Source organism: Mycobacterium sp. E3247 (assembly GCF_001667785.1).
In the GTDB taxonomy this organism is placed as follows: domain Bacteria; phylum Actinomycetota; class Actinomycetes; order Mycobacteriales; family Mycobacteriaceae; genus Mycobacterium.
Genome location: NZ_LZJG01000292.1, coordinates 1 through 10,729 on the forward strand (window position 1 = coordinate 1; position 10,729 = coordinate 10,729).

Sequence of the window (10,729 nt, forward strand, 5' to 3'; positions counted from 1 at the left end):
CGGTCCCGCCGCCGACCGGCGAACCGTTACCGAAGGAGGACGGGTCACCGAGGATCGGGTAGGTGCCGTCGGCGCCGCGGGTGCCCTGCCGGCTGCGGCCGGCGCTGCCGGTGCGTTGCCGGCCGCCGCGGGCGCGGCGCCGGTCCTGCCTCCCGTCTAGACCTCCGGGGAACCCTTCAACCAGACGGCACCGCAGAATTTTTCTGCGGTGCCGTCGATTTTGTCCAGATTCCCACCGCCCAGTTCGTGTCGTCTCATCATTAACATCAGAAACACAAGTAACATCGCCTGGTGTCTCCTAGTCGCGGGCCGACGACGCTGCTCACCGCCATCGCGGCGACCGTGGTCATCGTCTCCTGGGTGGCGGACACGACGCGCGATCGCGGCACCGCCGACCCGCCGCCCGCCCACGGCACCCAGCTGGCCGAACAGCCGCTGATCGGGCTGGGCGGCGGCGTCACAGTTCGCGACATCAGCCAGGCCACCCCGTTTTCACTCGTCGCGCTCACCGGCGACCTGGCCGGCACGTCGACCCGGGTACGGGCGAAACACCCCGACGGTTCGTGGGGGCCCTGGTATCAGACCGAGTACGAGACCGCGGCGCCCGACGGGGCGACGGCGGCCGGGTCACTCGAGGGACCCCGGGGCACCGATCCGGTGTTCGTCGGCACCACCACGACCGTCCAGATCGCGGTCACCCGGCCGATCGATGCGCCGGTGACCCAGGGGCCGCCCGCGCCCGCCACCGGCACCGGCCTCGGCTACAAGCCGGCGTCGCGGGAACAACCCTTCGGGCAGAACATCTCCGCCATCCTCATCTCCCCGCCGCAAGCGCCGCCGAAGAAGCAATGGACGCCGCCGTCGGGAGTCTTGATGCCCGGCCAGGCGCCCGCCATCATCAGCCGGGCGGAGTGGGGCGCCGACGAGTCGCTGCGATGCGGTAGTCCGCAGTACGACAACGGGATTCGCGCCGCCGTCGTGCACCACACCGCGGGCAGCAACGACTATTCGCCGCTGGAATCGGCCGGGATCGTCAAAGCCATCTACACCTATCACAGCAAGACCCTGGGCTGGTGCGACATCGCCTACAACGCCCTGGTCGACAAATACGGCCAGGTCTTCGAGGGCAGCGCCGGTGGGCTCACCAAAGCGGTCGAGGCCTTCCACACCGGCGGGTTCAACCGCAACACCTGGGGTGTGGCGATGATCGGCAATTTCGACGACGTACCGCCGACGCCGATCCAGCTGCGCACGCTGGGCCGACTGCTCGGCTGGCGGCTGGGCCTGGACGGCGTCGACCCCAAGGGCACGGTGGCATTGGAGTCGGCGGGCAGCCACTACACCACCTTCGCGGCCGGTTCGGTCGCGACGCTGCCGACGATCTTCACCCACCGCGATGTCGGCAACACCGATTGCCCGGGCAACGCCGCCTACGCGCTCATGGACGAAGTGCGCGACGTCGCTTCGCATTTCAACGACCCCCCGGAGGAACTGATCAAGGCGCTACAGGGCGGCGCGATCTATGACCATTGGCAGGCGATCGGTGCCATGAACAGCGTGCTGGGCGCGCCGACGTCGCCGGAAGACAGCGCGGAGGGGGACGCGCGGTACGTGACGTTCGCCCGGGGTGCGATGTACTGGTCGCCCGAAACCGGCGCCCAACCCGTCACCGGCGCGATCTACGACGCCTGGGCCTCGCTGAGCTACGAACGCGGCCCGCTCGGCTTGCCGACCAGCGCGGAAATTCAAGAGCCGCTGCAGATCACGCAGAACTTCCAACACGGCACGCTGAACTACGAGCGGCTCACCGGAAACGTCACCGAGGTCGCGGAGGGGATCACGACCCCGCTCACCACGCAATCACCGAGTGGACCGACCGTCGCGCCAGAACATTTCTCGCTGCCCGCGCACCCCTCCGCCACCTAGTGGCGAGACGCTAGAGCCACCAGCGTTCCAGCACCCGGCCCACCCCGTCATCGTTGTTGGCGGCGGTGACCTCGTCCGCCGCGGCGAGCACCTCGGGGTGGGCATTCCCCATCGCTACCCCATGGCCGGCCCAGCGCAGCATCGGCAGATCGTTGGGCATGTCGCCGAACGCCACCACCTCCCCGCTGGTGATCTGCAGGGGCCTGGCGATTTCGTCGACACCGGTGGCCTTGCTGGTGCCCAGCGGCACGATCTCCACGAGTCCGTTGTTGGTGGAGTAGGTGATGTCGCCCTCGAGGCCGACATGCTTGGCCAGTTCGGCCGCCATGTCGGCGCTGCGGGCCCCGCTGCGGCGGATCAGCAGCTTGATCGCCGGCGCGCTGAGCAGGTCTTCGATCGACACCTCGGTATTGTCCGGGTTCAGCCAGGCGTGCTCGTAGCCGGGCGAACTGATGAACTGGGGGGTCGCCGTGTCGTGGGCGCGCTCGCCGATGCGCTCCACGGCCAGACCCGCGCCCGGGATGACGCGCGTCGCCAGCTCCGCCAGCTCCGCCAGGGTGTCGACCGGCAGCGTGCGCGTCGACACCACCCGGTCGGCCGAAGGGTCGTAGATGACGGCACCGTTGGCGCACACCGCGATCGGCGCGAAGCCGAGCGCGTCGACGACGGGGCGTATCCACCGGGGCGGCCGGCCGGTCGCCACGACGAACGTCGCGCCGGCGGCGACGGCCGCGCGCACGGCATCGCGGGTGCGCGGGGTGATGGTCTCGTTGTCGTCGAACAGGGTGCCGTCGACGTCGCAGGCTATGAGCGCCGGCAGGGTCATCGGGACGGCCCGCCTTCGCAGCTCGCCGGTCTGATCAATGGACGCCGCTCTGGTTCTGTCCCGGTCGGGTCACGCCGTCGGTGCCGTACTTCTGCATCCGGGCCTGCAACTCCGACAGGCGGATCGCCCGCGAATCCTCCTGGGTGGGCGCGGCGCCGCCGAGCCGTCGCGGCACCCAGAACTCTCCTTCGGGATGCGGGTACTCCTCCTGCACCCGGTACAGCAACTCGTTCATCGCCCCGCGCAGCACCGCGTTGAGCTGCGCGGGCGTGCCCTGCGGCGGCAGCGGCCGCCCCGCGGCGACGGTGATCGGAACCTTGTTGCGCCACACCTTCTTCGGATGATCCTTGGGCCAGATCCGATGGGCACCCCAGACGACGATCGGAACGATCGGCACCTGCGCGTCCAGCGCCATCCGGGCCGCGCCGGTCTTGAACTCGCGAAGCTCGAAGCTACGGCTGATCGTGGCTTCGGGGTGCATCCCGATGAGCTCGCCCTCCCGCAGGCGCTGTACGGCCACCTCGAGCGCGTCGTGCCCGCTCCGGCGGTCCACCGGGATCAGCCGAGCGTGGTTGATCACGTAGTTGACCGCCTTCACCTCTGCCATCTCCGCCTTGATCATGAAGTAGGCGCGCCGGCGCCGTTCCCGCACGGCGAGGAGCGTCGGCAGCCAGTCGATGTAGCTGGTGTGGTTCTGGGCCAACAGCGCGCCGCCGCGGTCGGGGATGTTCTCCAGGCCTCGATAGGTGAACGTCGTCCCCTGCGCCGCGACCATCGGCGGAACGATCCACTCGCACAACCGGTAAAACCCCTCGGGCATGTCTTCTCCTTCGCCTACCGCGACGGCCGTCCACTGCGACCGGCGGCCCGTGCCGCGGCCTCGTCTGCCTCCATCCGGGCGGCCTCCGCGATGGTCGGTGCTCCTCCGCCCAGCCGGCGCGGCGTCCAATACGCCCCGGGTTCGTGCGGGTAGCCCCGTTGCACCTGGTGCAGCAGCGTGGTCATCGATTCGCGCAGCGCGGCGTCGGTCCGCGCGATGTCTTCGGCCGCCCGCACCGGCGCGCCCACCTGCACACTAATCGGTACCTTGGCGCGGCCCACGTTGCGCGGGTGGTCCTTGGTCCAGATCCGGTGCGCACCCCAGACGATCAGCGGAACGATCGGGACGTCCGCTTCGATCGCCATTCGGGCGGCGCCCGACTTGAATTCCTTGAGCTCGAAGCTGCGGCTGATGGTGGCCTCCGGGTACACCCCGACCAGCTCGCCCTCGCGCAGCCGCCGCACGGCCACCGCGTACGCGCCGGCCCCCGCTCCCCGGTCCACCGGAATGGTCCGGGTGTGCTTGATCAGGAAGTTGACGATCTTCACCTGCTGCATCTCGGCCTTGATCATGAACCTGAGCCGGCGACCCCGGCGATGGACGGCCAGCGCGGCGGGCAGGAAGTCGACATAGCTGGTGTGGTTGATCGCGATCACGGCGCCACCGGTGCCGGGGATGTGTTCCTCGCCTCCGTACGAGATCTGGGTGTCGGTGGCGACGACCACCAGCCGAGCCAGGATCTCGAGCGTGCGGAAGACGGGCTCCACCATCGATTGCTACTCCGGCGCTCCCGCGGGTCGAGCGCGGCGAGCCGCGCGAGCGGCCGCCTCCTCGGCGTCCATCCGGGCGGCTTCGGCCAGCGACGGGGCGCTGCCGCCCAGCCGGCGCGGCACCCAGAACTCCCCGGCCGGATGCGGCCCGTACATTTCCTGGGCCCGCTCCAGCAGGTGTTGCATCCGCGAGTGCAACAGCCCCTTCAATTCCTCGACGCCCAGCGTCGGTGCGATCGGCTCACCGACGAGCACGATGATCGGCACCTTCGGGCGCAGCAACTTCTTGGGGTGGCCCTTGGTCCAGATGCGCTGCGCGCCCCAAACGATCACCGGAACGATCGGCACCCCCGCCTCGACCGCCATCCTGGCGGCCCCCGACTTGAATTCCTTGATCTCGAAGCTGCGGCTGATGGTGGCTTCCGGATAGACGCCGACCAGCTCGCCGTCCTTGAGATTCCTCACCGCCTCCTCGTAGGAGGCGGCGCCGTCCTGCCGGTTCACGGAGATGTGCCGCAGGCTGCGCATGATCGGCCCGGTGATCTTGTGGTCGAACACTTCCTGCTTGGCCATGAACCGCACCTTGCGGCCCAGACCCTGCCGGTAGGCGGGCAGGCCCGCGAACGTGAAGTCGAGGTAGCCGGTGTGGTTGATGGCGATGACCGCCCCACCGCTCTTGGGCAGGTTTTCGACGCCCGCGACGGTGATCTTGAGACCCTGTAATCGCCAAGTCAAGCGGGCAAGTTGAATGACAGTCCCGTATACCGGTTCCACAGCTGATCAGCCTAGTGCTCCCGGCTGTGAGTCACCCGACATGCCGAAAAGAGGCGGTCCCTTGACCTTCCCGGCGTCACCCGTTCCGCCACCCGCGATCGTCCGCCAGTTTGCCGCCGGCCGAGCGGTGCGCGCCGTCTGGGTCAACGAAATCGGCGGTGTGACTTTCCGGATCGGCACTGACGACGCCGAAGCCGAGTTCGTCAAGGTCGCCGACGCCCGCGCCGCCGACTTTGCCGGCGAAGCGGCCCGCCTGCGCTGGGCGGGCAAGTACGTGACGGTGCCGCCGGTGCTGGGCGTCGGCGTCGACGGGCGCAGCGCCTGGCTGCGCACCCGGGGACTAGCCGGCGTATCGGCCGTGCATCCCCGCCTTCGCGCCACACCCGAGCTCGCGGTGCGGGCGATCGGCGTCGGCCTGCGCACGTTGCACGACCGGCTGCCGGTGTCGTCCTGCCCCTTCGAGTGGTCCGTGGCCACCCGGCTGGCCACGTTGCCACCCGCCGCGGCTTCGGGGCTGGGCGGCCAACCGCCCATCGACCGGCTGGTGGTCTGCCACGGCGACGCGTGCGCACCCAACATCCTGATCGACGAGCGCGGCCGCTACTGCGGATATGTCGACCTCGGCGACCTCGGTGTGGCCGACCGGTGGGCCGACCTCGCGGTCGCGACCCTGTCACTGGGCTGGAATTTCCCAGGCCGGGCCTGGGACACGGAATTCTTCGCCGCCTACGGAGTCGAGCCGGATCCGGAACGCATCGACTTCTACCGACGGCTGTGGCAGGCCGGCGATGCCACCTCGCGCTAAGCTCGGGGGCTGGAAAACCGTTACCCGGCCATGGGGCCGCTACGGACCCAGGAAGGTGTTTGTGCAGGTCACCAGCGTAGGTCACGCCGGATTTCTGATCGAGACGCCCGCGGGCCGCATCCTCTGCGACCCCTGGGTCAATCCCGCGTACTTCGCGTCGTGGTTCCCGTTCCCCGACAACAGCGGGCTGGACTGGGACAGGCTCGGCGACTGCGACTATCTCTATGTCTCGCACCTGCACAAGGATCACTTCGACCCCAAGAACCTGGCCGAGCACGTCAACAAGGACGCGGTGGTGCTGCTGCCCGACTTCCCGGTCCCCGACCTGCGAAACGCGCTGCAAGAGCTGGGTTTCCACCGGTTCTTCGAGACCACCACCTCGGTCAAGCACCGGATCAGCGGCCCGAAGGGCGACCTCGACGTCATGATCATCGCCCTGCGGGCGCCGGCCGACGGTCCGCTCGGTGATTCCGCTCTGGTGGTTTCCGACGGCGAGACAACGGCTTTCAACATGAACGACGCCCGGCCGGTCGACCTGGACGTGCTGGAGTCGGCGTTCGGTCGCATCGACGTGCACATGCTGCAGTACTCCGGCGCGATCTGGTACCCGATGGTCTACGACATGCCGGCCCGCGCCAAGGAGTCGTTCGGTGTCCAGAAGCGGCAGCGGCAGATGGACCGGGCCCGCCAGTACATCGCCCAGGTGGGCGCCACGTGGGTCATCCCGTCGGCGGGGCCGCCCTGCTTCCTGGACCCCGAGCTGCGTCATCTCAACGACGACCACGACGATGCGGCCAACATCTTTCCGGACCAGATGGTGTTCCTCGACCAGATGCGCGGCCACGGGCACGACGGTGGCCTGCTGATGATCCCCGGCTCCACCGCGGACTTCGCCGGCACCGCCTTGAACTCGCTGCGCCACCCGCTGCCCGATGACCAGGTCGAGGCGATCTTCACCACCGGGAAACAGGGCTACATCGCCGACTACGCCGAGCGGATGGCGCCCGTCGTCGCCGCGGAGCGGGCGAGCTGGGCCCCCGCCGCCGGAGAGCCGCTGCTCGAGCAGCTGCGCGCGCTGTTCGAGCCGATCATGTCGCAGAGCGACGAGATCTGCGACGGGATCGGCTATCCCGTCGAACTCGTGATCGGGCCGGAGACCGTCGTCCTCGACTTCCCGAAACGTGCGGTGCGCGAACCCGTTCCCGACGAGAAGTTCCGCTACGGGTTCGCCATCGCGCCGGAGCTGGTCCGCACCGTGCTGCGCGACCGGGAACCGGACTGGGTCAACACCATCTTCTTGTCCACCCGGTTCCGGGCGTGGCGCGTCGGCGGCTACAACGAATACCTGTACACGTTCTTCAAGTGCCTGACCGACGAACGGATCGCCTACGCCGACGGTTGGTTCGCCGAGACGCACGACGATTCGTCGTCGGTCACGCTGGACGGCTGGGAAATCCAGCGGCGCTGCCCACATCTGAAGGCCGACCTGTCGAAATTCGGTGTGGTCGAGGGCAACACGTTGACCTGCAACCTGCATGGCTGGCAGTGGCGATTGGACGACGGGCACTGCCTGACCGCGCGGGGCCACCAGCTGCGAAGTTCACGGGCATGAGCGGCCAGTCCTACGACGACGGCCTGGTCCAGCTGGACCGTGCAGCGATCACGTTGCGCCGCTACCACTTTCCTTCGGGAACCTCGAAAGTCATTGCGCTGGAAACCGTCCGGGGATACAAGGCCGAGTGGCTGGGATTGTTCACCCAACGGTTCCGGATCTGGGGCAGCTCCGACTTCCGTCGCTGGCTGCCACTGGACGTCGGCAGACCGTTCAAATCGACGTTGATCACCTTGGACGTGCCGGGGATTCGGCCCCGGCCCGCCTTCACGCCGGCACGGCCGGAAGAGTTCACCGCACTCCTGGACGCGTTGCTAAGTCAGCGCGGATAGCGGCGCGCGTGTGTGCGCAAAGGGCTGGCTGCGCCCGCCGTCGGCGACCCGGACGTAAGCCGACCTCATCGCGTCGATGTAGCGGCCCACCGATTCGCGGGCGGCCGGGTTGTCGGGGAACAGCACCGTCACCTTGGTCTCGTGCTGGAGGCGAATCACCCACAGGGAGACCTGGTGAGAGACCCTGCCCTCGTCGTAGATCCGAAAGTTCAAGTCCGAGTTGGCAACTGACGACAGCGGGGCGATGCTTGCGTCCAGGAACGACATCACGAAGTTGCCGGGCCGTGGCCTGCCCAGCCCGGCCTCCGGGGGGGCCAGCTCCAGCACCCGGTCGAACGGCACGATCGCCAATTCGATGCCCGAGTCGAAGGACGTCTGCGCGGAGCGCGCCGCGTCCTCGAACAGGCCCGCACCGACGCCGACGGTGACCGGAACCAAGCCGGTGAACCAGCCCGTCGTCATCAATTCCGTCGGCGTCCTGCGGGTGTCGGTGGTGGTCACCACGGAAAACGAATCAGCGCCGGTCAAGTGACGGTGCGTGAGGCCGGCGCAACCGAACACCCCGCCGCTGAACCGAGCGCCCGCGGCGACGCAGGCCCGCTCGAACCGCTCCGTCTGCCGCTCGTCCAGCAGCGTCTCGGTGACGAGCTTTCCGGCGTAGGGCACCGCGAGGTCGCCGAGGGGCAGCGGGAAGTACGGCAGCGTGCCACCGTTGCCGGCGGCGAAATCCATCCACGCGCGCACCTCGGGGGAGTCGGCCGTCAACGCGTCCATCTCCTCCCGCTGCCGGACGCAGTAATCCCCGTACCGGCCGGCCTCCGGGAGGTCGACCGGTGCGTCGCCGCCGACCAGGGCCGCGTACATCAGGTGGATCTCCGTGAAGAGGACGCCGACGATCATCGGGTCGACGCACAGGTGGGCGATGCTCGCGTAGAAGGTGAAGTGATCGTCGCCCTGCACCACCCCGAAGAAGAAGCAGTCCCACTGCAGCGGTTGCGGGGTGGAGATGTGCTCGCGCAACTCCTCCGGCGTCAGTCGCCCATGCTCCATCGGGACCAGTTCGATGTCTGCCGGGTCGGCGATCGTGTGCCGCACTATATGGCGCGCATCGCGGTACTCGAACCAGCTGTGGTACGTGTCGTGTCGACGGATGTGCGCGTTGACCGCGTAATTCATCGCGCGGATGTCACATCGGCCCGGGACGTCCCAGGTGAAGATCATCAAGCGCGACATGTCCAGGCCCCGGGCGGCGTGATCGCGGTAGCGCCGAAGATGTTGCGTTTGCTGATAGCTGGGTGGCACCGGGCTGACCGGCGCTTCTGCGGCTTTCGCCTTCGCTGCGGGGGAAGCATGCCAGCAGACGACGGGGCTTGCTTGCGGTGTCCAGTCCCGGAGTGTCGTTATGCCAAACACTGAAAACCCTGCACCTCCGCGCTATTCGGCTCGGCATAGCCCAAGCTGAGCGGCCCACCAAGCGATGCTTCCGGCAACCTACCGTCCGCGCCGATGCCACGGAGCCGAGCTGCCGGCGCGCCCGCTGCTGGCCGCGGCTGAACGTGTCACGCTCCTCCACGAAACCCTTTGGTGGACACCAAATAACGGCGGGCACCGAACCGGCAGGTCCGGCCGCCCCCAGGATTTCTCCAGCCGCAGGTTCAGCTGCGGGAAACTTCAGCATAACCGCTCTGGCTGGGAGCCGCGCTGTGAAACCCCGTGGGGCGTTACGCCTGAATTACGCCCGACTGAACACAAGGTACCGAGATTTGCCGTCCCCGCGGGAGTTCAGCGGCTGACGGTGTCGGCCGGGCGGGTTTCCGGACGGGCCCGGGCCGCGTCCGGTACGGTTGCCCAGCATGTGGATCACCGTGCTGGTGTTGGCCGGCTCGGTGATCTTCGAACCGATACGGCTCGGCTTGGTGATCCTGCTGCTCAGCAGGCGGCGCCCGCTCTTGCAGCTGCTGGTGTTCTTGTGCGGGGGATTCGCCCTGGGGGTCGGCGCGGGTCTCGTGGTGCTCTTCGTCCTGCGGGCCGCGCCGGTCGTGGGCCACCTGAGCGTCGCGGAGGTCCAGATCGCTTCCGGGGTGGTCGCTTTGCTGATCGCGCTGGTGTTGTTCACGAGTTGGTCACTGCGCAGGGTCGCCCGCCCCGTCGACGCGGCGGCCGGCGGTGGCGGAGGAGTTGTCCTGCTGGATCGGGCGGCGCCGAACGCCCGGCAGCGGCTGGCCGACCGCGCACGCGTGTTCTTGCGCGGCGACTCCCTCACCGTGGCGGCGGTCAGCGGGATGGGCGCGTCGCTGCCGTCGGCGAACTACATGGGCTCGATGGCGGCCATCCTGGCCTCGCATGCCGCCCCGGTCGCCCAGGTTCAGGCCCTGCTGGCCTTCAACCTGGTGGCATTCACCGTGGCCGAGATCCCCCTGATCGGTTACCTGGCCGCGCCGCAGAAGACGCGGGCCGCCATGGCCGCGCTGCAAACCTGGCTGCGATCCCGCGGCCACCGCGACGTCGCCGTCCTGGTCGCGGCAGGCGGCTGCTTCATGCTCGTCCTCGGACTGACCGGCGCCGGCGCGGGGTAGCATCCCTGCTATAGCTCGACCGACAGGCCCGAGGAGAGTTCGTGAACAAACTGCTCGCCGGGGCCGTCGCCGTGGGAATGCTGACGTGCACAACGGTTTTCGATGACGGCGTCGCCGGCGCCGACACCGCGCTGATAGTGCCCGGAACTGAGCCCTCCCCGTATGGCCCGCTCAGGTCGCTGTATCACTTCAACCCGGCGATGCAGCCGCAGATCGACGAGAACTATTACAGTCCCGCCGCCGTCCGGCGCGTCGTGCCCTATCCCGGCAGCTTCTGGCCGGTCACCG

At 68.5% G+C, this 10,729-nt stretch carries 10 protein-coding genes and 1 pseudogene; 6 read left to right on the forward strand and 5 right to left on the reverse strand.

Annotation, left to right across the window (positions count from 1 at the left end):
- Positions 1 to 291 precede the first annotated feature (291 nt).
- Complete coding sequence (locus tag A9X04_RS15790; protein ID WP_197509183.1) at positions 292 to 1,926, forward strand: LGFP repeat-containing protein; 1,635 nt, start codon at positions 292 to 294, stop codon at positions 1,924 to 1,926.
- Positions 1,927 to 1,936: 10 nt separating this feature from the next.
- Here the strand turns inward: A9X04_RS15790 and A9X04_RS15795 are convergent, their stop codons facing one another.
- Genes A9X04_RS15795 through A9X04_RS15810 form a run of 4 tightly spaced genes read right to left on the reverse strand, consistent with a single transcriptional unit; the run spans position 1,937 to position 5,116 of the window.
- On the reverse strand, positions 1,937 to 2,752 hold the full coding sequence (locus A9X04_RS15795; protein ID WP_067922050.1) for a Cof-type HAD-IIB family hydrolase: 816 nt from the start codon (positions 2,750 to 2,752) through the stop codon (positions 1,937 to 1,939).
- Between the two features lie 34 nt (positions 2,753 to 2,786).
- Complete coding sequence (locus tag A9X04_RS15800; RefSeq protein WP_067922054.1) at positions 2,787 to 3,572, reverse strand: 1-acyl-sn-glycerol-3-phosphate acyltransferase; 786 nt, start codon at positions 3,570 to 3,572, stop codon at positions 2,787 to 2,789.
- A gap of 14 nt (positions 3,573 to 3,586) precedes the next feature.
- Entirely contained in the window at positions 3,587 to 4,342 is a 756-nt protein-coding gene (locus A9X04_RS15805) for a 1-acyl-sn-glycerol-3-phosphate acyltransferase (protein WP_067922057.1), read from the reverse strand.
- A gap of 6 nt (positions 4,343 to 4,348) precedes the next feature.
- The gene (locus A9X04_RS15810; RefSeq protein ID WP_067922060.1) at positions 4,349 to 5,116 is read right to left on the reverse strand and encodes a 1-acyl-sn-glycerol-3-phosphate acyltransferase; all 768 of its coding nucleotides are present in this window, start codon (positions 5,114 to 5,116) and stop codon (positions 4,349 to 4,351) included.
- Between the two features lie 61 nt (positions 5,117 to 5,177).
- Between A9X04_RS15810 and A9X04_RS15815 the strand changes: the two genes are divergently transcribed.
- The 3 genes from A9X04_RS15815 (at position 5,178) to A9X04_RS15825 (ending at position 7,865) form a co-directional block, all read left to right on the forward strand.
- Positions 5,178 to 5,921, forward strand: a complete 744-nt coding sequence (locus A9X04_RS15815; RefSeq protein ID WP_067922063.1) for a phosphotransferase — start codon at positions 5,178 to 5,180, stop codon at positions 5,919 to 5,921.
- Between the two features lie 61 nt (positions 5,922 to 5,982).
- Positions 5,983 to 7,533, forward strand: coding sequence for an MBL fold metallo-hydrolase (locus A9X04_RS15820; protein WP_067922075.1), 1,551 nt, complete (start codon positions 5,983 to 5,985; stop codon positions 7,531 to 7,533).
- Complete coding sequence (locus A9X04_RS15825) at positions 7,530 to 7,865, forward strand: hypothetical protein (RefSeq protein ID WP_067922066.1); 336 nt, start codon at positions 7,530 to 7,532, stop codon at positions 7,863 to 7,865. Before A9X04_RS15820 ends, A9X04_RS15825 begins: the two co-directional genes overlap by 4 nt.
- Here A9X04_RS15825 and A9X04_RS15830 read toward each other — a convergent pair.
- On the reverse strand, positions 7,848 to 9,278 hold the full coding sequence (locus A9X04_RS15830; RefSeq protein WP_067922068.1) for a condensation domain-containing protein: 1,431 nt from the start codon (positions 9,276 to 9,278) through the stop codon (positions 7,848 to 7,850). The two genes, A9X04_RS15825 and A9X04_RS15830, sit on opposite strands and share 18 nt — an antisense overlap.
- Positions 9,279 to 9,718: 440 nt before the next feature.
- Between A9X04_RS15830 and A9X04_RS15835 the strand changes: the two genes are divergently transcribed.
- Both A9X04_RS15835 and A9X04_RS15840 read left to right on the forward strand, forming a co-directional pair.
- Positions 9,719 to 10,441: a GAP family protein gene (locus tag A9X04_RS15835; protein ID WP_067922070.1), complete on the forward strand. Its 723-nt coding sequence runs from the start codon at positions 9,719 to 9,721 to the stop codon at positions 10,439 to 10,441.
- A gap of 41 nt (positions 10,442 to 10,482) precedes the next feature.
- Positions 10,483 to 10,729, forward strand: a pseudogene (locus A9X04_RS15840) (PE-PPE domain-containing protein); the annotation flags it as partial.